We start from the raw sequence: 19,727 nt of genomic DNA, 5'->3' as shown, positions 1-19,727 counted from the left end.
CGGAATTAACGACCGCCCATAATGGCGATGTAATCCTGCGTCCAGCGACTGTAAGGAACGAATTTTCCACCTTCTGCGATTGGCGTTTTCCAGAAAGCAATTTTGTCGAAATAGCTATAGCCGTTGGTTTCACAGCCTTTTTCGCCCAGCAGCGGGCTGGCTTTACAACCTTCAGGGACTACCGGCAGAGATCCAAACCAGGCTGCGACGTCGCCCTGAACTTTCGGAGTTAATGACCAGTTCATCCATTTGTAAGCACAAACAGGATGTTTTGCTTCGCTATGCAGCATGGTGGTGTCAGCCCAACCGGTGACGCCCTCTTTCGGGAAAACCGTGGCGATTGGCTGGCCTTCTGCTTTCAGGGCGTTAGCCTGATAGGGCCAGGCGCTTGATGCCACCACACCTTCGTTTTTGAAGTCACTCATTTGCACAGTGGTGTCATGCCAGTAGCGATGAATCAGTGCGTGCTGATCGCTCAGGACTTTGATGACCGCCTGATACTGTTTCTCGGTGAGCTGATAGGGATCGGTGATACCCAACTGCGGTTGAGTGGCTTTGACGAACAGCGCCGCATCGGCGATATAGATCGGGCCATCGTACGCCTGGACTCGTCCTTTATTGCTTTTTCCGTCCTCAAGTTTTTGCTCGACGAACACCACTTTCCAACTATCTGGCGGCGTTGGGAAGGTTTTGGTGTTATACATCAGCAAGTTGGGACCCCATTGATAAGGAGTGCCGTAAACTTTCCCACCGACGTTAAACCATTCCCCTTTGACCACGCGCGGATCGATAGTTTTCCAGTTTGGGATAAGCGCAGGATTTATAGGCTGGACACGTTTGCCCATAATCAGACGCAGTGAAGCATCACCAGAAGCCGTCACCAGGTCATAGCCGCCTTTCGCCATCAGGCTCACCATTTCGTCTGATGTGGCCGCTGTTTTAACATTTACGGCACAACCGGTTTCCTTCTCAAACTGCGAAACCCAGTCATATTGTTTATCGGTTTGTCCGCGTTCGATATAACCTGGCCAGGCAATAATATCCAGGCGCCCTTCCGGTTTATCTAATGATGTTGGGGGTTCGGCTGCATGGGCTGTCATCAGCGTCATACTGAGTGCACACAAGCTACTGAGGGCAAATTGCTTGCTCATAACGTCTTACTCCTGTCGAAAAAATATTGAGCGGCAGCCTTGCCGTAAATATATGTCCTTTCCTAAAAATAGTCGGGGTGTTGAAAGCGTTCCTGCTGGCGCAAGGAAATTTAATCAGGTTGTGAGCTAACGCTCATTACGCCACGGGTTATAGCAAAGTAATTTAATCTTCTGGAGTATAGACAAGGAGTTAAGTGCCAGGGTGGCACCAGGAAGAACTATTGATATTTCGTATGGTGGCACCTGATATAAATAACATCAGGGTTTAACATTCACTATTTCTAAAATAAGAATGCGCTATTCTTTTATATTGAATAGCACATTCAGTTTTATTTCATCATCTCGCGAATTAATTTTCCAAGCTGTTTAACCGCCTGTTCTTCGCGTTCACCCCAGTGCCATGCGGTATTAAAACGAAAGAAACGTGACCATGTCCCCGAGGTTGAAAACATCTTACCTGGTGCGATGCTGATGTGGTGCGCCAGCGCCTGGGTGCTGAGTTCTCCCGCGTCCAGCGGTTCTGGCAGTTCGAGCCACAGAAAATAGCCGCTGTCGTTATGGTGTATTTTGACCTCTGCCGGAAGATGACGCAGCAACGTTTGCCAGGCCTGCTGTTTGCGTTCCGCCAACTGACGACGCAGCCGTCGCAAATGCGCGTCATAACGCCGGGTCGACAGGTAGTCCACCAACGCAAGCTGCATTGGGGAACTGGTGGATAAGGTGCTCATCAACTGGAGTCGCTGAATACGACGGGCATGTTTCCCGGCAGCAACCCAACCGATGCGAAATCCGGGGACCAGACATTTCGAGAAAGATGAACAGTGCAACACCCTGTCTCCTCGATCCCACGCTTTAGCCGGCAGTGGTTTCTCCCGGCCAAAATAGAGTTCGCTGTAAACATCATCTTCAATCAGCATCACATTGTATTTTTCCAGTAATGCGACCAGATGGGCTTTTTTCCGTGCGCTAAGTGTAAAACCCAACGGATTTTGGCTGTTGGTCATCAGCCAGCAGGCTTTGACCGGGTACTCCTGTAGGGCCTGCTCCAGTGCGACAAGGTCGATTCCGTCCTTCACGTCGGTGGCAACGGACAACGCCTTCAGGCGCAATCGCTCCAGAGCCTGTAATGCGCCGTAAAAACACGGATTTTCGACAATCACCCAATCCCCCGGCTCAGTGACCGCCTGCAGGCTCAGGTTAAGCGCTTCAAGTGCGCCAGTGGTGATCACAATTTCATCCGGAGAAAGGGTCATTCCCTGTTGCGCATATCGACGGGCAATAGCATGACGCAGTTCATCATTTCCTGGCGGCAGGTTTTCGATAACACTCATGGCGGTAGCCGTTTTACTCACCTGAGCCAGCGAGCGATTAAGCTGCTGAAGCGGAAATAAGCGTGGATCGGGGAAAGCGGATGCAAACGGCATCACGGAAGCATCACGACTGGCCTGCAGCATGTCAAAGATGTAGGTGTTGATATCCACGGCCTCATCGCGCATGACCTGTACCTGCGGTACGGCGGCTTCGCGTTCGGGGCGCGCGGCAACATAATAGCCCGACTGCGGCCGGGCGATGATCCGCCCCTGACTTTCCAGCAGTTGGTAGGCATGCCCCACGGTCATAAAACTCATCCCGCTGCTTGCCACCTGCTCGCGCAAAGAGGGCAACCGATCGCCTGGTTGCCATACGCCAGACGCGATTTGATCGCGAATTTGCTCCGCCAGTCGCTGGTATTTCTTCATTTTTCGTCCTGATATTCGGTATCGGTGACAACCTCTGTATATATCAGTCTACATAAATAACGATTTTTTCAGAACTGTTATAGTTAACAGTTTTACAACATCGTTAGCGAAAGCTCTTTGCCTGAGGCCCGGGCAGCTATCTGTACAGCATCAATTTTCGGGGTGTGCTTTAAGGCGAATAAACAGGTGATGTTCACATAGTCATCAGCACCGTCAATCACCGCAGACCACGGGATAAACTCATTATCGTCGAAGTAAAATTCAAATGCGGGACCAGATTGCATATCAGATCGTGCGACCTATAACGGCAGCACAACTGTTATGGTTAAAAAGAACTGTTCTGTTTCTGCCCCACATTTCGCCAGGGGCTTAGAATTGCGCCAAATCAATTTTGCCTGCGGAGTTAAGCATGTTCGGTCTTGACGCGTTTCACCTGGCGAGGATCCAGTTCGCGTTTACGGTGTCCTTTCACATCATTTTTCCGGCCATTACTATCGGTCTTGCCAGCTATCTGGCGGTACTGGAAGGTCTCTGGTTGAAAACCAAAAATCCGACCTGGCGTTCGCTGTATCATTTCTGGTCGAAAATCTTCGCCGTAAACTTTGGTATGGGCGTAGTGTCCGGGCTGGTGATGGCTTATCAGTTCGGCACTAACTGGAGCGGTTTTTCTGAGTTTGCCGGGAGCATCACCGGGCCGCTGCTGACCTATGAAGTGTTAACCGCCTTCTTCCTCGAAGCAGGCTTCCTCGGCGTAATGCTGTTTGGCTGGAACCGTGTGGGGCCAGGCCTGCACTTCTTTGCAACTTGCATGGTTGCGCTGGGGACAATTATTTCTACCTTCTGGATACTGGCCTCCAACAGCTGGATGCAGACTCCACAGGGCTATGAAATCGTCAATGGACAGGTCGTTCCCGTCGACTGGTTCGCCGTTATTTTCAACCCGTCATTCCCATATCGTTTGTTGCATATGTCCGTTGCCGCCTTCCTGAGCAGTGCGCTGTTTGTTGCGGCGTCAGGGGCATGGCATTTATTACGCGGGAATAACACTCCGGCTATTCGCGCCATGTTTTCGATGGCGCTGTGGATGACGCTGATCGTCGCCCCGCTGCAGGCATTGATTGGCGATATGCACGGGTTGAATACGCTGAAGCACCAGCCGGCAAAAATTGCCGCGATTGAAGGACACTGGGAAAATCCGCCCGGCGAACCGACTCCGTTGCTACTGTTCGGCTGGCCGGATATGGAGCAGGAGCGCACTCGCTATGGGCTGGAAATTCCGGCGCTGGGCAGTCTGATCCTGACCCATAGTCTGGATAAACAGGTCCCGGCCCTGAAAGAGTTTCCTAAAGAAGACAGGCCCAACTCCACCATGGTGTTCTGGTCGTTTCGCATTATGGCGGGGCTAGGCATGCTGATGATCCTGTTGGGTGCGTTTGCCCTGTGGCTACGTTATAAGCAGCGTTTATACACCTCGCGCGCTTTCTTGCGCTTTGCCTTGTGGATGGGCCCTTCCGGTCTGATTGCCATCCTCGCTGGCTGGGTGACCACTGAAGTTGGCCGTCAGCCGTGGGTGGTTTACGGTTTGCAACGCACAGCGGATGCGGTTTCCGCACATGGCGATTTGCATATGAGCATCAGCCTGCTGGCCTTCTTTGTGGTTTACAGCTCGGTCTTCGGTGTGGGTTATAGCTACATGATTCGCCTGATCCGTAAAGGACCACAGGAAGATGATCCGACCCTCCCGCCAGTTGGCACACCCGCACGGCCGCTTTCCGCTGCCGTCCTCGATTCTCAAGCTGAGGCACATCGCTAATGGGTATTGATTTATCAGTTATCTGGTTCGTTATTATCGTGTTCGCCACGCTGATGTATATCGTGATGGACGGCTTTGATCTCGGGATCGGTATTTTATTTCCCGCTATTCAGGACGCTGATGACCGCGACGTGATGGTCAACAGCGTCGCACCGGTATGGGATGGGAATGAAACCTGGCTGGTGCTGGGCGGTGCAGGATTGTTTGGCGCATTTCCTCTGGCCTATGCAGTCATTGTCGATGCACTGACGATCCCACTCACCCTGATGCTGATTGGCCTGATTTTTCGCGGCGTTGCCTTTGAGTTTCGCTTCAAGGCCACGCCGGCGCATCGACCATTCTGGGATAAAGCCTTTCTTGGCGGTTCAATTCTTGCCACGTTTACCCAGGGAGTGGTCGTGGGCGCGGTCCTCAACGGATTTTCCGTTACTGGCCGCAGCTACAGCGGCGGTCCGTTTGACTGGTTAACGCCTTTCACGTTGTTTTGCGGGCTGGGACTGGTGGTGGCCTACGCCCTGCTGGGGGCAACATGGCTGGTGATGAAAAGCGAAAACCCGCTACAGGATAAAATGCGCAGTGTGGCAAAAAAACTGCTGCTGGCGATGTTGGCTGTCATTGCCATTATCAGCCTGTGGACGCCGCTGGCGCACAGTGCCATTGCCGATCGTTGGTTTAGCCTGCCAAATCTGTGGTTCCTGATGCCGGTGCCGCTGCTGGTTGCGCTAATGAGCCTGTGGCTGTGGCGTTCTCTGGGCCAGCAGCATAGCCATGCCCCGCCATTTATATTGACGCTGGGTTTAATTTTTCTCGGTTTCAGCGGGTTGGGGATTAGTATCTGGCCACACATCATTCCACCGTCTATTACCCTTTGGCAGGCGGCGGCTCCGGCGCAAAGTCAGGGCTTTATGTTGGTGGGCGCACTGCTGATTATCCCGATAATCCTGGTGTACACCTTCTGGAGTTACTACGTTTTCCGCGGCAAAGTTCAACATGGTGAGGGGTATCATTGATGGAACAATCAATCTGGAAACGTCTGATGTGGCTGATCATTCTCTGGGGCGGCAGCGTGCTGGCCCTGGCGGCCGTCGGTTCATTCTTTCGCTTACTGATGACGGCGGCGGGATTTAAGTCCTGATTTTCCCCCCCGGTAACAACCGGGTCGCGCTGCGCTTCCCGGTTTTAACAAATCCTAACGTTGACTAAACAAAAATGTAAAAAACATCGAATTGGCAAAACAGAGATTGCCATTAACCCGATTAAAATATTGAATAGTCACTTGACGAAATTATCGCCAATTCCGCAGCTAACGTACCAGAGGGTGCATGATGTTTAAGAAAGGGTTAACGGTGTTATTGCTGGCCAGCGCGCTTTTTTCGGGTCAGCTTTTCGCTACTAATCAGGGACATGAATATCTTCAGGTGCAGGATGCCGATCACCTATTACGACACACGGCCGACAGCGATGAGCTGCGAGTAACGGCGGAAGAATCCGCCGCCGATCTTCGCGAGCACCACCACTGGCAGAAATCACGCAAACCCGATATCCATATGAGTTAACCGTCAGCCTTTACGCTTCGGCAGCGTCTTCATCAGGTCTTCGGGGCTGACGGAAGCCACTACGCTGCCCGGCAATGGCATCTTCAGGATGTGATGTTTCATCTTGCCGATCACGTGCATTTCGCACGGTCGGCAATCAAATTTCAGCGTCAGCACTTCATCGCCATTTACCAATTGCATCGGCGTGGCTTTCCAGCTCTTGATATTCCCTTTCGCCTGTTTCGGACACAGATTGAATGCAAAACGCAGGCAGTGCTTGGTAATCATCACTGGAACATCGCCCTTTTCTTCATGCGCTTCATAGGCTGCATCAATCAACTGGACGCCATAACGGTGGTAAAACTCACGCGCTTTATGGTTATAGACGTTAGCCAGAAAACTCAGATGCGTCTGTGGATAGACCGGTGCCGGCTGGGCAACAGGTTTACGACTGCCACGCCGGTAGTTTTCCAGACGCGCGGCATCCAGCATGTCGATGGCTTCACGGCGCAACTGATTCAGTTGACCATTCGGTACAAACAGCGCGCCCGGCAGATTCACCTGAATATTGCGGGCGTAGTACATCGTCTGCCCAAGTTTTGCCAGTCCGTCCTGTAGGTTACTCAACGCTTTTTCCGCATTGTTCGCTTCCTCAAACTGACCATCCAGCGTATGGGTGATACTCACGCCGTCTTCACTGGTCAGTGTCAGGATCAACTCTTCCTGCCAGCCGCTCAATTCAATATCAACCGCGACACGGCGTTCGCTGGAGGTTTTGGTCAGCGCCTGTTGCCAGTTATGATCAAGGTTGCGATTCAGCGGATGGTTAGCACGAACTTTGTGCAGATCGGCAGGCATTTCATTCGGCCACACCCGATAACGATTGTGCCCGGTTTTTTCAACGGTATTAGCGCGAAATCCCACGACTTCACGCTTGATTAACACGTTCAGGCCATCCCCGTTTGCCAGCGGTTCCGTCACGTCGACATCAAGATAATCCTTCGCCACCTTCAGGACTTCACCCACTGGCAAGCCAATGAATTTAGGTGAGTCGAATGCACCAATGTCGCCTTTACGGGCATTTACAAAATAGTCAGTGCTACCGCGGTGGAAGGTTTTCTCCGTAGATGGCGTGAAGAAATGCTCAGTGCGACCTGCAGATGAACGAGCCAGATCGCCGCGTTCTTCGATGATGGCATCCAGCATCTTCCGGTAATGTGCAGTGATGTTTTTCACATAGCTCATGTCTTTGTAGCGCCCTTCAATTTTGAAGGAACGTACTCCGGCATCAATCAACGCACCGAGGTTGGCGGTCTGATCGTTATCTTTCATCGACAGCAGGTGTTTTTCATACGACACCACCCGGCCCTGATCGTCTTTCAGGGTATACGGTAGTCGGCAGGCTTGTGAACAGTCGCCGCGGTTAGCGCTGCGCCCGGTTTGCGCATGAGAGATATAGCACTGGCCTGAATAAGCAACGCATAACGCACCGTGGATGAAAAACTCGATCGTCGCGTCCGTCACCTGATGAATCGCGTGAATCTGCTCAAGACTCAGTTCGCGCGCCAGTACAATCTGCGTGAATCCGACATCAGAAAGAAACTTCGCCTTCTCGACGCTGCGAATATCACACTGGGTGCTGGCATGCAGTTCAATCGGTGGGATATCCAGTTCCAGAATCCCCATATCCTGCACAATCAGCGCATCAACGCCAGTGTGATACAAATCGGTAATTAACCGCTGAGCAGGTTCCAGCTCATCATCATGCAAAATCGTGTTCAACGTCACAAAGATTTTCGCCCCATATCGATGAGCGAATGGCACCAGTTCAGCGATGTCTTTCAGGCTGTTACTGGCGTTATGACGCGCGCCAAAACCCGGTCCGCCAATGTAAACGGCGTCAGCACCGTGCAAAATGGCTTCACGCGCAATGGCGGTATCCCGGGCCGGGCTTAACAATTCAAGGTGATGAGGTTGCTGGCGCATACAGTTGTTACCATCCACAAGCGGTAAAAATGGCGGCTATTGTAGTCAGAAGCGCGACATTTCGGAATAGTTTTCCCGATTAACCGCGTGGGTAATGGATCAGGGAATGAAAGTGAACCGTCTGTTCGCTGCTGTTATGGTAACTATGTGCAGTATCACCCGCAAAACGGACACCCTCACCCGATTTAATGGTTCGCCACTGTCCGTCAATGCACATATCCAGCAGGCCACTAATCACCACTACGTGCTCAATCACACCGGTTTCATGCGGTGTAGATTCACTCAACGCCCCCGGTGCCAGCAATATTGAAAAATGGTCAAAACAGAGTTGTGGGTCCCATGGAAACAGCGGTGTCACTACCATTGCCTGCTGTTGGGGATCAAAAGTCGCTGTGCCTTCTGACTCTGGTGGTGAAATAAACGTCGAAAACGGCACGTTCAGTCCGGTGGCAATTTTCCATAGCGTCGCCACTGTTGGGCTGGATTCATTGCGTTCTATCTGCCCCAACATGGCTTTGGAGACACCCGTTTCTTCTGCCAGACGCGACAGACTCCATTCCCGCTGGTGACGTAATGTCCGGAGCGTGGTAGCCAGATAGTGGGTTAAATTGTCCATTGTCGCCTTCCTCTATCTCCTGTTTCTGTCCATCAGCTTATCACTTGTACGCTATAACGCACAGTGCTACAGTGAATGACCGTTATAACGCACGCGGAGTCGCTATGCGCACATTATTAATCCCTTTGCCCACCGTTTTATCGGGTTTTGTTGCCGTGCTGGTCGGCTATGCCAGTTCAGCAGCCATCATCTGGCAAGCGGCGGTTGCCGCAGGCGCAACGACCGGGCAGATTGCGGGCTGGATGACCGCACTGGGAATCGCGATGGGCGTGAGTACGCTGGCATTGTCAGTGTGGTATCGTGCTCCCATCCTGACCGCCTGGTCTACGCCCGGTGCTGCACTGCTGGTTACGGGTCTGCAAGGCGTGACCATTCAGGATGCTATCGGCGTTTTTATTGTTGCTAACGCGCTGATAGTCCTGTGTGGTGTGACGGGGTTGTTTGCACGTCTGATGCAGATAATCCCACACTCACTGGCGTCGGCAATGCTGGCTGGGATCCTGCTGCGTTTTGGTTTGCAGGCATTTAATAGTCTTAATAATGAGCTTCTGCTGTGCGGCAGCATGCTGCTGGCGTGGCTGGTGTTAAAAGTTGTCGCGCCCAGGTACGCCGTCATTGCTGCCATGCTGGTGGGTACCGCCATCGCACTGCTAAAAGGTGACATTGTCACTTACAACATTAATTTATCTCCGGTGATGCCTGAATTCATCACCCCCCACTTTTCTCTTGCACACAGTATAAGCATCGCATTGCCGTTCTTCCTGGTTACCATGGCATCACAAAATGCTCCTGGCATTGCCACCATGAAAGCGTCAGGTTATTCCTTGCCCGTTTCACCGCTGATTGTCTTCACTGGTCTGTTAGCGCTGCTGTTTTCACCTTTTGGCGTTTACTCTATTTGTATTGCCGCCATAACCGCGGCAATTTGCCAAAGTCCCGAAGCACATCCTGATGCCAAACGACGTTGGCTCGCTGCCGCATCGGCAGGCGTTTTCTATCTTCTGGCTGGTGTATTTGGTGGTTCGGTCACAGGACTGATGGCGGCCCTGCCCGTAAGCTGGATCCAGATGCTGGCTGGCCTTGCTTTACTCGGTACGATTAGCGGTAGTCTGTATCAGGCATTGCTTCATGAAGCGGAACGAGATGCTGCCATCGTCACCTTTCTGGTTACTGCCAGTGGTTTGACCTTAATGGGGATTGGCTCTGCTTTCTGGGGATTAATCGCCGGAGGGATATGTTATGCCACGCTGAGATTATCGCGACGCACGTAATTGCGTTGGCGTCTTGCCCGTCATCTGCTTAAACCGATTGCTAAAATGGCTTGCTGAACTGAATCCACAAGCCATCGCGATATCCGACAAGCTACGTGAAGAATAACGGACCAGTTGCTGCGCCAGCGCCATACGACGCTGCATAACATACTGATGCGGAGCCATATTCATCGACTGGCGAAACATTCTGGCAAAGTGGAAATCGCTTAGTGCCGCTTCGCCTGCCAAATCGCTGAGGGTCATTGGGTAGGCCAGATGTGCGTCAATATAGGCCAGCACATTGCGCAATGTGGCTGGCGCAAGCCCACCGGTTACCACCGGCGGCCGCCATTGAACGTTGCTGTAATGTTGAATCAGATGCGTCAGCAACAGCGAAGATGCCGCGCTGAGCGTTAGATGATTAGCCGGTTGCTGCCAGTCATTACCCAGTAAAAACTGGCGATAAACCGCCGTGATCCCCGGATCGCTGCCGAACGTATGTTCGTCCAGCGTGAAGTTGTAAGGGCTTTTGTCCCAAACTTTCTCACCCACTTCCCGCAGATGCGCGTCGGTACAATAAAGATGTACAAAGGAAAGATCGTCACGAATATCCCAACTGGATTCGCTCTCTTTCGGCATCAGGCAGAAGCGATCCGGGCCGCCGCCGTTTTTCCAGCCCCCTGCCGTCTTGTGATAGCTTTCGTAGCCATCCGCGATATATAAACTGAGCGTGTGGTGATCGCAATACTGAGTGATGGTGTCGCGCTTGTTCGACCACGCCGCCAGTTGGATCCCCGAATGTAACGCAACCGACTCATGCAGCACGGCATTATGTTTGCGTAAGTTTTCAAAGGCGCCATAGGGCTGAGACATACCATCACATTCAAAATAAGTTAGCAGGCTTTCAGTCTATATCAGCTACATGTTGTTAACAGCCTCCTTTTCACTTTCGCGAGAAAAAAAGCGCAAGATTTTGCAAGTCTGCCGCAATCAGATGAAAGCCAGCCCCGGCCAGCCATGACACTGTGTGCGCTTCAATACAAAAATGAGAGAGATGTATGAACGCATTGTTGTACTGCCTGGTGGTCGTGATATGGGGAACGACATGGATTGCCATTTACCTGCAGCAAGGTCCGGTAGCTGCCCCGGTCTCTATCTTTTGGCGCTTTGCGGTCGCCAGTTCGGTGATGATCCTTCTCTTACTGTTCAGCGGCAAATTGCGTAAGCTCTCCGGACGCGACCACCTGTTTTGTCTGTTACAGGGCGGGTGTGTTTTTTGCTTCAATTTCTGGTGTTTTTACACGGCCGCAGCGTGGATTAATACCGGTCTGGAGTCGGTAATTTTCTCGATGGCCGTGCTGTTCAATGCGGTGAATAGTTTTGTATTTTTTGGTCAAAAACCACCGATACGCTTTTATTTCGCCGCGGCGCTGGGGTTGACGGGTATCATCACCCTGTTCTGGCAGGATTTGGTCAATAGCGGCCTGAATCATACGCTGCTGTTGGGTATTGGTTTAAGCGCTCTGGGAACGTTTGGTTTTTCCCTGGGCAATATGATCAGCCTGCGCCATCAGAAAAAAGGGCTTGAAGTGATGACTACCAACAGCTGGGCCATGCTGTACGGTACCTTGCTAATTGCCATCATTGCACTGGTGCGCGAGGACAACTTCACGCCGCAGTGGACGTTCAGCTATCTTAGCGCGCTGTTATATCTGGCTATTTTTGGCTCGGTGATTGCTTTCGGCGCCTATTTCACACTGGTAGGACGCATCGGTCCGAGTAAGGCCGCCTACAGTACGTTACTTTTCCCGTTGGTCGCGCTGACGCTGTCAACATTGTATGAAGGATACGTCTGGCAGGTTAACGCAATTGCCGGATTAGTGCTGATTTTGCTGGGTAATCTGGTGATGTTTGCACGCCCGGAGGCGTTAGTGGGGAAACTGCTGTACCGTCGTCGGACGGCATAAAAAAAGCGCACCATCAAAAGATGGTGCGCTCAGCATTACTGTTTTTTGTTGACATCAAACATGGAGGCGTCTGTCGCCATGTCATCAACAACTTTCTTCAACGTTTCGAACGCCATCGGCGTACTTTCGTTGTTCAGGTCCTTGCCTTCACCCTGACGTACCACTTTAATCACCGGCTTATTGGTTGCCGCATCGATCAATTCACCTTCAAAATAGAGGTGAGTATCCATGGTGCGGTGACCTGTCGCCATTTGTGTCCCCGCTACGAGTAACGCAACCGGAACGACTTCATAGAACTGCAGCCCTTCCTTGCTGGTTGCGACACCGGTAATCGCGCCACGGAAAATCAGGCTGCGCGGGCCGGGGGTCGTCACCAGGGGTTTACGTTTACTAATGGCGGTTTTCATTTGCGTATTGGTATAGCTCAACAGTTTATCCAACACCTGTTGCCCAACCTGAGTCGTTGGTTTAGGAATCGGATAATAGGTTATCGGGTTATACACAATACTGTCATATTTGGACTCATTGAAGTTGGGATCAACCCAATGCAGCACAGGCTGTCCTGTTGCCGATTTCGTTTCCTTCAGGCCAGAGTAATCTTTTAAAAAACCTGAATATTTATCTGGCTGCGTGATTTTTGACGCACAGCCTGATAACGCCAGTAAACCCGTAAGCACTGCAACTTTAAATAAAGTTTGAGCACGCATGGAACGATCCCTTAGTATTTGCAGATATGCATCTGAAATAATAGCAAAAGGAAATCATTTTGGATGTGCGAAAAATGGTAAGCGCCGCACAATTTTATTTTTGCGCTCAGCACAAAAAATGCTGAACGCAGAGCGTGGGCCATCAGCCGATTTTGCGGGCCAGCATAGTCGCAAAACGCAGTTTAATACGATTGCCGTTTTCGTCTGTACGATGCAGTTCCCCCACGTCTTCGTTATATTTCAGCAGCTCCCATCCGCGGTAATAGTTGCGTAATTCCCCCGCTTTAAACGCGAACGGGAAGCCAACTGTGCACGGGAAATCATCGGTATCCATCGCCGCAACGATTAAGTTATATCCACCCTGTTTCGTGCAACGTTGCATATTTTCGATAAGCCCCGGAATGGTTTTCGCTTCGAGGAACATCAGCACTACGGTAGACAGGATAAAGTCGTATTCACCATCAAAACTCAACGCATTAAGGTCCGCGACGCTTGCCTGCAGATTAGTCAACCCTTCGGCTGCTTTGATACGCTCAAGGTTAGCGATGCTCATGGGATTTTTATCCCATGCTGTCACATCATAGCCGTTTGCCGCAAGGTACAGACTATTTCGACCGTTACCGCAGCCCAGGTCTAACGTTTTGCCTGGCTTAACAATTTTCGCCGCTTCAACGACATCGGAATGCGTACGGGTTAGATCGTATTTCTCAGTAAAGTAGTTTTCGTCGCAAAGGGTCATTATTTATCCTCAGATTTCAGTAATGCAGCACGCTCCGTGCGGATGAGCAGTTTCCCCTGCATCAACAATGCAAACGTACGTACCAGTAATAATGCAATGATAACATTGGTAAAAATAAACAGAGGGATCGACAGCATATGAAAAAATCCTGATTCGCTGCCGTGTCCCAGATGCAGCCCCGTTGTCGCCAGGGCCGACACGCCGAACGAGAAGCTCCAGAAAGACGCATTAAACGGCTGAGACAGATACCACGGCATGAGGCGTAGCATAAACAGCAGCTGCAGCAGACCATAGCCAAACAGCATTTTGGCCAACGTATCGCCCTCGCCGCCGTTGACGCTAAGCCAGGCGCTGCAGGCGACCAGCGCAGGTGCCAGCTGAATGCCAAGCGAGGTACGTAATGCCGTTGGCAGCTCGCCGCAACTGCGTAAACGCTGCAGGATCACCGGCTCGAGGCTGAGCCAGGAAAATACCCCTGCGCCCAAAAACACCAGTCCTGCGTCGTTGAAACCCAGCGCACCACATGCCATTGCGCTAATAAAGTTATTGGCGACAGTCGGCAAATACAGCCCCGGTGTGGTGGCTTCTTCTGGGTGATCTCCGCGCCATAATCCTGCCGTTTGCCAGGCCGCGTACGCCAGTTGGATAACGACCCCAATGCTGAACAAGCCAAGCGCCAGCGGTCGATACCACGGGACAAAACCAATCGCGACCAGCATGGTTGTGGCCGGAAACAGACTGACAAAGCTACTCATCACTGGATGACGAATCTCCGCCAAAACGCTATGCGGAAAACGCAGTAAACGACTAAAAAAGGCCAGCGTCAGCAGCCCCCAAATGACCATGGCCAGGATGACTAACCCATCGCCTATCCAGTGGCTCACAGGCCACGCCTGACTGGCATATCGCCACGCAAATCCCATCCCGATGATGCCCAGTACCATGCCAAAATAACCGGCCGGAAGATTAAGGACCCGATCACTATGCTTGTTATTACTCATTTTGTTTATTTTTTAAAGTATATTTGAAATGCATTTTATGGAAATTATGGCGATTTAGCCAGTACGGAAAACTTTGCTACGTTTAACTAAGGTACGCAACACGGAAATGAGCTATGACCAAATACCGTCTGAGCGACGAACCTCGCTCCTTCAGTTATCAGGATAATGGCAACAAAAGAAGCGTATTACTACGCCAGATAATTGCACTGATCGATTTTAATGATGTTCCGGCCGGCACGCCTGGTGGCTGGATTGATAATGAAGCCGTACTGGCGCAGTGCGGTGATTGCTGGATTTACGATGAGAACGCGATGGCATTTGCGGGGGCAACCATTTCTGGAAATGCCCGCATTACGCAGGCCAGCGTGGTCAGAGATGGCGCACAGATTGGCGGTGCCGTATGGATAGATCGGGCTGAAATTAGCCATGGCGCGCAAATACGTGACAACGTCACCATTCAAAATTCTGTTGTACGTGGCGAATGTTTTTTGTCGGGCGATGCACGTGTTCTGGGAGGCTCCGAAGTCATCGCCGCCAAAGGGTTAACCCGTGAAAGTGACCAGCCCCTACAAATATATGATCGCGCAACCGTAAACCATTCACGCATTGTGCATCAGGTGCAGATCTATGGCGATGCAACCATTGACTACGCTTTTATTGAACATCGCGCCGAGGTTTTTGATTGTGCCCGCATCGAGGGTAATGAGGAAAATAACGTTTGGATCTGCGATTGTGCGAAGGTATACGGCAACGCCCGCATCATCGCTGGTACCGATGAAGATGCGATACCGACCCTGCGCTATAGCTCCCAGGTGGCTGAGCATGCGGTGGTTGAAGGTAACTGTATCCTGAAACACCATGTGCTGGTCGGGGGGCATGCAAAATTACGCGGCGGGCCACTCTTGCTGGATGGACACATCCTGATTGAAGGCCACGCCTGTATTCTGGGTGAAGTGCTGATCGAGCATCATATTGAGATAACCGGTCAGGCCCACGTTGAAGCCTTTGATGGTGATGCAATCCATCTGCGCGGGCCAAAAGTGATCAACGGCGAACAGCGTATTACGCGCACCCCCCTCGCCGGTTTATTCTGAAACGCTATCAATGATACGGGCATAGAGATTCACATCATGATAACCATCATTGAGAAACTCTGCCTGCTTTAAACACCCTTCCAGCTGAAAACCGTTGCGCAGCGCCACCTGGTTACTTTCCAGGTTATCGACGCGGCATTTAATAATGAACCGACGGATCTCGCCACGCTGAGCATAATGATGAATCAGTGCCTGTAGCGACCGGGACATAATACCCTGTCCCTGATGAACTTCATCCAACCAGTAGCCAATGTAAGCCGCTTTATTCAGCGGTTCTATTTGGTTAAATGAAATAACGCCAACCACTTCACCTTGTTTGAAGATAAGGAACATTTTGGCGTAGCCACGCTGGTGCAACATCATATTCCCCTGCACATTCTTACGCGTATCGTTCTCAGATTCGACAAGCTGCGGCCAGTTCAGCGACCGCTGGAGCCACACTTTATTTTTGAGCACCAGTCGATGCAAAGGCGTGACGTGTTGTTCTTCTACTGCCCGCAGTTCCAGCGTGTCACTGACGGTAATAATTTCTGACATGTTTATCTCCTTGGCGATTGTAAACGGGGGATTTCTGACTGGCAGTAGCCGATATTAATCTGCTTAGCGCCGTGGATGTCATATTTTTATGCTGTAACAGCAATCACTTAGAAACAATCTCTGGCGCGGAAGCCGTTACTCTGGATGTCCGGTTATCCCATGCCTGGATAGGCCGTAATGATGACAACAACACTTTCATTCTATTGCTAAGGAGCAAGCATGGCAGCACCTTTGGGTCGTTTAGCACTTATTCCGCTTTTACTGATTACCGCCTGTCACCAACCCGTCCCCACCACGCAAGCGGGTCCTGTCCCCTTTGCCGTTAACAAACAACCGGTTGTAGATAATACCACGCTGGAAATTTCCCGTAGCGCGCTGGAATATAACATTCATAAGGTTCAGCAACTGCTGGGAGACAAAACCCGGATGTGCGCCATTCTTAAAGGCGATGCGTATGGCCACGATCTCTCACTGGTTACGCCGGTGATGATGCAAAACGGTGTGCAGTGTATTGGCATCGCCAGCAACGAGGAGATTAGCATTGTTCGTCAGTCAGGCTATACATCGCAGCTGATGCGCGTTCGCAACGCGACGGAAAAAGAGATGCGCCAGGCGGCGGATTTTGATACCGAAGAGCTGATTGGCAATCTGGATATGGCTAAACGTCTGAGTGCAATTGCCCAGGAGAAAGGGAAAACGATTCGTATTCATCTGGCCCTGAACTCTGGCGGTATGTCACGAAACGGTCTGGAAGTCAGCACCGCGGCAGGTCTGGAAGAGGCCCGCGCCATTTCCACGTTACCCGGTCTGAAAATTGTTGGCATCATGTCACATTTCCCGGAAGAAGATGCGGCGGTGGTTAAACGCGATCTGGCCCGTTTCAATACGCAATCGGCCCAGGTACTCAAAATTACCGGGCTTAAGCGCGAAGATGTCACCCTGCATGTCGCGAATACGTTCGCCACCCTGACCGTTCCTGAATCCTGGCTCGACATGGTGCGTGTTGGCGGTATTTTTTATGGCGATACCATTGCCAGCACCGAATACAAACGCGTCATGACGTTTAAATCCGCAATCGCGTCGGTAAACCATTACCCCAAAGGAAATACCGTCGGCTATGACAGAACCTATACCCTTAAACGTAATTCCGTTCTTGCCAATATTCCGACGGGTTATGCTGATGGATATCGTCGCGTGTTCAGTAACGTGGGGCACGTATTGATCCACGGCCAGCGGGTTCCTGTACTGGGTAAAACATCCATGAATACCGTGATTGTTGATGTGACCGATCTACCGCAGGTTGCCTCCGGCGATGAAGTGGTGTTATTCGGTAAACAGGGAAATGCGCAGGTGAGCGCAGAAGAAGTCGAAGAAATTAGCGGCGCGCTGTTCACTGAAATGTCGATCCTCTGGGGGGCGACAAACAAACGCGTGATGGTCGATTAACGCCTAAAACAGGAAGGGCTTCCTTTTCTCGCTGGAAGCCCTTTTACACAGTGAGAACAGTACTATTTAGCTCTCACTGACACTCTCTCTTTGCAAAATTTTGAGCAAATCTTCCTTCAGGTGAAGTTTCTGTTTCTTAAGACGAACAATGTCCAAACTGTATCCCCGACCATCCGAACCTTCCAGTCTGGAAATCTCATGATCAAGGCTGTTGTGTTTTTCGAATAAGGACAGAAAACGAGGATTCTCGGATTTCAGTCGGGAAATAAGGTCTCTGTATTCTGGAAACATACTTTCTCCCTGTTAGTGGACAAGAACGTGTATAAGAAATACACACCTTCAGCTTATCGGTTTGAGTCAGGGAAAAATGCGAGCAGGATCGAGTAAATAGTGTACAGAATTTTTTAAGAAAATGACGAACATGGCTCCCCGTCAGGAGAGCCATAACGGTGAGGATCAACGCATTTCGCGGTCGTCAACGTACTGACGTTTATCCGGCGCTGGCGGGAAGTACTGATACAGCCAGGTTTCACTGATGGCGTCGCCCTGACAACACAGGAACATACGCATATCTACCGGATCGGTTGAGTCAGAAGTCGGATACCAGTCAAACTGAATGCGGTAGCCGTCGATAGGTTCAACGTAGAGGATCTCAATCTGTTTCGCTTCACCACTCGAAAGCGTAATTACCGGTTCAATACCTTTCGGCGCGGCGGCTTTTAAATCTCCACCAACGAAATCAACGGCAAAACGTCGTGCCCATTTTTCCGGGTAGTGCTCGCCCGGCGCCCATCCTTCCGGGAAGCCGCCCATACCTGTACGGGTCGCCATCACGCGAGCCAGCGGAGAGCGCACCGGCGGCTGAGCGCTCCAGTACAGGCGATATTTGAATTCCAGTTCATCGCCGGCTTTGATCTTCTTCTCCGGCTGCCAGAAGCAGACGACGTTATCCAGCGTTTCACCAGTCGTCGGGATCTCCATTAAGCCAATGGTTCCCTTGCCCCACTGGTTACGTGGCTCGACCCACAGGCTGGGGCGCTTGTTGTACCAACCCATAATGTCCTGATAGTGGGAGAAGTCACGATCCAACTGCAGCAGGCCAAATCCGCGCGGGTTGTTATCGGTATAGGCATTAAACTGCAGTTTTTGCGGGTTATTCAGCGGACGGCAGATCCACTCGCCATTGCCCCGCCACATCGCCAGACGGTCGGAGTCATGAATTTGCGGGTGAATGGTGTCACACATCCGGCGTTCATTGTTACCACAGCTGAACATGCTGGTCATCGGCGCAATACCGAGTTGCTTGATGTCTTTACGTGCATAGACATGATTCTGTACATCCATGATCACCTGCGTTTTCTCACAGTGGATCACAAACTTAAACGCGCCGGTCACGCTTGGGCTATCGAGCAGTGCATAAACAGTAAATGAAGTGGCGCCCGGTTTAACCGTTTCGAACCAGAATGCGGTGAAGTCCGGGAACTCTTCTTTGCTGTCGGTATACGTATCAACCGCCAGACCACGCGCCGACAAACCGTACTGATAGGTGTCATCTACGGCGCGAAAATAGCTGGCACCGAGGAAAGACACGACATCGCGACGAGCCAGTTCAGGCGCTTTGAACACGCGGAAACCGGCGAAACCGAGATCGGTTTGCCCTTCCAGCTGTTTGGTATCCACACCGGCATCGTTGTACTTGAAAAGCTCCGGGCGGAAGTGGATCTCACGCGCCATATGCGTACTGTCATCAACCGAGTACATGCGTACGCGGCGACGGAAGCCCATTCCCACATGGAAGAACTGCGCGTCAAGCTGACGATTTTCAACGTTGTTCCACAGTGACTGTTCTGCGTCGTACTGAATACTGTTGTAAGCCTGCGGCGTCAGTTTAGCCAGCGTATCCGGCAATGCGCGCGGCGCGCCGCCCCAGGGTTTCTGTGCTAAATCATGGGCCATCGATTGCAGAACGGAAAAATCAAAACGTACGGTTTTTCCGTCTGCAATGTCAGACTCTGCCGCATAGGCGGCGCGGGAAAAGAGTGATGCAATACCACTGGTTCCGCACACGGCGGCCACTGCCATTGAACCTTTAATAAATCGTCTGCGATTCATGCCTGAAAGTGAGTCCTTCTGGTCGTGTAAATGG

At 51.4% G+C, this 19,727-nt stretch carries 20 protein-coding genes; 8 read left to right on the top strand and 12 right to left on the bottom strand.

The window, feature by feature from the left end:
* Positions 1–5: 5 nt before the first annotated feature.
* The 3 genes from ydcS to HV041_RS08475 form a co-directional block, all read right to left on the bottom strand.
* Positions 6–1,151 carry a putative ABC transporter substrate-binding protein YdcS gene (ydcS, locus tag HV041_RS08485; RefSeq protein ID WP_048211602.1) on the bottom strand — a complete coding sequence of 382 codons (1,146 nt, stop codon included), beginning with the start codon at positions 1,149–1,151 and terminating at the stop codon, positions 6–8.
* 329 nt (positions 1,152–1,480) lie between these two features.
* Positions 1,481–2,890: a PLP-dependent aminotransferase family protein gene (locus HV041_RS08480; protein WP_061067941.1), complete on the bottom strand. Its 1,410-nt coding sequence runs from the start codon at positions 2,888–2,890 to the stop codon at positions 1,481–1,483.
* Positions 2,891–2,982: 92 nt separating this feature from the next.
* On the bottom strand, positions 2,983–3,174 hold the full coding sequence (locus HV041_RS08475; protein ID WP_226814003.1) for a hypothetical protein: 192 nt from the start codon (positions 3,172–3,174) through the stop codon (positions 2,983–2,985).
* Positions 3,175–3,299: 125 nt separating this feature from the next.
* Between HV041_RS08475 and HV041_RS08470 the strand changes: the two genes are divergently transcribed.
* The 4 genes from HV041_RS08470 (at position 3,300) to HV041_RS08455 (ending at position 6,259) form a co-directional block, all read left to right on the top strand.
* Positions 3,300–4,703 (top strand): cytochrome ubiquinol oxidase subunit I, encoded by a 1,404-nt coding sequence (locus HV041_RS08470; protein WP_121584674.1) that lies wholly within the window; start codon positions 3,300–3,302, stop codon positions 4,701–4,703.
* The gene (gene cydB / locus HV041_RS08465; protein ID WP_048211599.1) at positions 4,703–5,713 is read left to right on the top strand and encodes a cytochrome d ubiquinol oxidase subunit II; all 1,011 of its coding nucleotides are present in this window, start codon (positions 4,703–4,705) and stop codon (positions 5,711–5,713) included. The genes HV041_RS08470 and cydB overlap by 1 nt, the downstream gene beginning before the upstream one ends.
* Entirely contained in the window at positions 5,713–5,838 is a 126-nt protein-coding gene (locus tag HV041_RS08460) for a DUF2474 domain-containing protein (protein WP_071887343.1), read from the top strand. Before cydB ends, HV041_RS08460 begins: the two co-directional genes overlap by 1 nt.
* A 190-nt stretch (positions 5,839–6,028) precedes the next feature.
* Positions 6,029–6,259, top strand: coding sequence for a DUF2554 family protein (locus tag HV041_RS08455; protein WP_048211598.1), 231 nt, complete (start codon positions 6,029–6,031; stop codon positions 6,257–6,259).
* 3 nt (positions 6,260–6,262) lie between these two features.
* Here HV041_RS08455 and HV041_RS08450 read toward each other — a convergent pair whose 3' ends face one another.
* Both HV041_RS08450 and HV041_RS08445 read right to left on the bottom strand, forming a co-directional pair.
* Positions 6,263–8,224, bottom strand: coding sequence for a U32 family peptidase (locus tag HV041_RS08450; protein WP_121584675.1), 1,962 nt, complete (start codon positions 8,222–8,224; stop codon positions 6,263–6,265).
* A 79-nt stretch (positions 8,225–8,303) separates the two neighbouring features.
* Positions 8,304–8,840 carry an XRE family transcriptional regulator gene (locus tag HV041_RS08445; RefSeq protein ID WP_048211596.1) on the bottom strand — a complete coding sequence of 179 codons (537 nt, stop codon included), beginning with the start codon at positions 8,838–8,840 and terminating at the stop codon, positions 8,304–8,306.
* A 104-nt stretch (positions 8,841–8,944) separates the two neighbouring features.
* On the opposite strand from HV041_RS08445, the gene HV041_RS08440 reads away from it, so the two are divergent.
* On the top strand, positions 8,945–10,111 hold the full coding sequence (locus HV041_RS08440; RefSeq protein WP_048211595.1) for a benzoate/H(+) symporter BenE family transporter: 1,167 nt from the start codon (positions 8,945–8,947) through the stop codon (positions 10,109–10,111).
* On the opposite strand, the gene HV041_RS08435 is transcribed toward HV041_RS08440, so the two are convergent.
* Positions 10,094–10,963: an AraC family transcriptional regulator gene (locus HV041_RS08435; RefSeq protein WP_048211594.1), complete on the bottom strand. Its 870-nt coding sequence runs from the start codon at positions 10,961–10,963 to the stop codon at positions 10,094–10,096. The genes HV041_RS08440 and HV041_RS08435 overlap by 18 nt on opposite strands.
* 185 nt (positions 10,964–11,148) lie before the next feature.
* Here HV041_RS08435 and HV041_RS08430 point away from each other — a divergent pair, with 185 nt between their 5' ends.
* Positions 11,149–12,057 (top strand): DMT family transporter, encoded by a 909-nt coding sequence (locus HV041_RS08430; protein WP_061067947.1) that lies wholly within the window; start codon positions 11,149–11,151, stop codon positions 12,055–12,057.
* A gap of 35 nt (positions 12,058–12,092) precedes the next feature.
* Here HV041_RS08430 and HV041_RS08425 read toward each other — a convergent pair whose 3' ends face one another.
* From HV041_RS08425 to tehA, 3 genes are all read right to left on the bottom strand, one after another.
* Complete coding sequence (locus HV041_RS08425) at positions 12,093–12,764, bottom strand: DUF3313 domain-containing protein (protein WP_182294164.1); 672 nt, start codon at positions 12,762–12,764, stop codon at positions 12,093–12,095.
* A gap of 142 nt (positions 12,765–12,906) precedes the next feature.
* On the bottom strand, positions 12,907–13,503 hold the full coding sequence (gene tehB / locus HV041_RS08420; protein WP_061067948.1) for a tellurite resistance methyltransferase TehB: 597 nt from the start codon (positions 13,501–13,503) through the stop codon (positions 12,907–12,909).
* Entirely contained in the window at positions 13,503–14,504 is a 1,002-nt protein-coding gene (tehA, locus tag HV041_RS08415; RefSeq protein ID WP_048211590.1) for a dicarboxylate transporter/tellurite-resistance protein TehA, read from the bottom strand. Before tehA ends, tehB begins: the two co-directional genes overlap by 1 nt.
* Positions 14,505–14,617: 113 nt before the next feature.
* Between tehA and ydcK the strand changes: the two genes are divergently transcribed.
* Positions 14,618–15,598, top strand: a complete 981-nt coding sequence (gene ydcK, locus HV041_RS08410) for a YdcK family protein (protein ID WP_048211589.1) — start codon at positions 14,618–14,620, stop codon at positions 15,596–15,598.
* On the opposite strand, the gene rimL is transcribed toward ydcK, so the two are convergent.
* Positions 15,590–16,135, bottom strand: a complete 546-nt coding sequence (rimL, locus tag HV041_RS08405; RefSeq protein ID WP_048211588.1) for a 50S ribosomal protein L7/L12-serine acetyltransferase — start codon at positions 16,133–16,135, stop codon at positions 15,590–15,592. The genes ydcK and rimL overlap by 9 nt on opposite strands.
* A 219-nt stretch (positions 16,136–16,354) precedes the next feature.
* Here rimL and alr point away from each other — a divergent pair, with 219 nt between their 5' ends.
* Positions 16,355–17,581 (top strand): alanine racemase, encoded by a 1,227-nt coding sequence (gene alr / locus HV041_RS08400; protein WP_048211587.1) that lies wholly within the window; start codon positions 16,355–16,357, stop codon positions 17,579–17,581.
* Between the two features lie 66 nt (positions 17,582–17,647).
* On the opposite strand, the gene HV041_RS08395 is transcribed toward alr, so the two are convergent.
* Both HV041_RS08395 and HV041_RS08390 read right to left on the bottom strand, forming a co-directional pair.
* Positions 17,648–17,872 carry a YdcH family protein gene (locus HV041_RS08395; protein WP_003020276.1) on the bottom strand — a complete coding sequence of 75 codons (225 nt, stop codon included), beginning with the start codon at positions 17,870–17,872 and terminating at the stop codon, positions 17,648–17,650.
* A 165-nt stretch (positions 17,873–18,037) separates the two neighbouring features.
* Entirely contained in the window at positions 18,038–19,693 is a 1,656-nt protein-coding gene (locus tag HV041_RS08390) for a glucan biosynthesis protein (protein WP_121584676.1), read from the bottom strand.
* Positions 19,694–19,727 lie beyond the last annotated feature (34 nt).

Source organism: Citrobacter sp. RHBSTW-00029 (genome assembly GCF_014104295.1).
GTDB lineage: Bacteria > Pseudomonadota > Gammaproteobacteria > Enterobacterales > Enterobacteriaceae > Citrobacter > Citrobacter youngae.
This window is presented reverse-complemented; position numbering and strand designations above follow the sequence as displayed.

Coding starts and splice junctions, on each gene's coding strand:
- ydcS (WP_048211602.1), bottom strand. CDS start 1,151: ATGAGCAAGCAATTTGCCCTCAGTAGCTTGTGTGCACTCAGTATGACG.
- HV041_RS08480 (WP_061067941.1), bottom strand. CDS start 2,890: ATGAAGAAATACCAGCGACTGGCGGAGCAAATTCGCGATCAAATCGCG.
- HV041_RS08475 (WP_226814003.1), bottom strand. CDS start 3,174: ATGCAATCTGGTCCCGCATTTGAATTTTACTTCGACGATAATGAGTTT.
- HV041_RS08470 (WP_121584674.1), top strand. CDS start 3,300: ATGTTCGGTCTTGACGCGTTTCACCTGGCGAGGATCCAGTTCGCGTTT.
- cydB (WP_048211599.1), top strand. CDS start 4,703: ATGGGTATTGATTTATCAGTTATCTGGTTCGTTATTATCGTGTTCGCC.
- HV041_RS08460 (WP_071887343.1), top strand. CDS start 5,713: ATGGAACAATCAATCTGGAAACGTCTGATGTGGCTGATCATTCTCTGG.
- HV041_RS08455 (WP_048211598.1), top strand. CDS start 6,029: ATGTTTAAGAAAGGGTTAACGGTGTTATTGCTGGCCAGCGCGCTTTTT.
- HV041_RS08450 (WP_121584675.1), bottom strand. CDS start 8,224: ATGCGCCAGCAACCTCATCACCTTGAATTGTTAAGCCCGGCCCGGGAT.
- HV041_RS08445 (WP_048211596.1), bottom strand. CDS start 8,840: ATGGACAATTTAACCCACTATCTGGCTACCACGCTCCGGACATTACGT.
- HV041_RS08440 (WP_048211595.1), top strand. CDS start 8,945: ATGCGCACATTATTAATCCCTTTGCCCACCGTTTTATCGGGTTTTGTT.
- HV041_RS08435 (WP_048211594.1), bottom strand. CDS start 10,963: ATGTCTCAGCCCTATGGCGCCTTTGAAAACTTACGCAAACATAATGCC.
- HV041_RS08430 (WP_061067947.1), top strand. CDS start 11,149: ATGAACGCATTGTTGTACTGCCTGGTGGTCGTGATATGGGGAACGACA.
- HV041_RS08425 (WP_182294164.1), bottom strand. CDS start 12,764: ATGCGTGCTCAAACTTTATTTAAAGTTGCAGTGCTTACGGGTTTACTG.
- tehB (WP_061067948.1), bottom strand. CDS start 13,503: ATGACCCTTTGCGACGAAAACTACTTTACTGAGAAATACGATCTAACC.
- tehA (WP_048211590.1), bottom strand. CDS start 14,504: ATGAGTAATAACAAGCATAGTGATCGGGTCCTTAATCTTCCGGCCGGT.
- ydcK (WP_048211589.1), top strand. CDS start 14,618: ATGACCAAATACCGTCTGAGCGACGAACCTCGCTCCTTCAGTTATCAG.
- rimL (WP_048211588.1), bottom strand. CDS start 16,135: ATGTCAGAAATTATTACCGTCAGTGACACGCTGGAACTGCGGGCAGTA.
- alr (WP_048211587.1), top strand. CDS start 16,355: ATGGCAGCACCTTTGGGTCGTTTAGCACTTATTCCGCTTTTACTGATT.
- HV041_RS08395 (WP_003020276.1), bottom strand. CDS start 17,872: ATGTTTCCAGAATACAGAGACCTTATTTCCCGACTGAAATCCGAGAAT.
- HV041_RS08390 (WP_121584676.1), bottom strand. CDS start 19,693: ATGAATCGCAGACGATTTATTAAAGGTTCAATGGCAGTGGCCGCCGTG.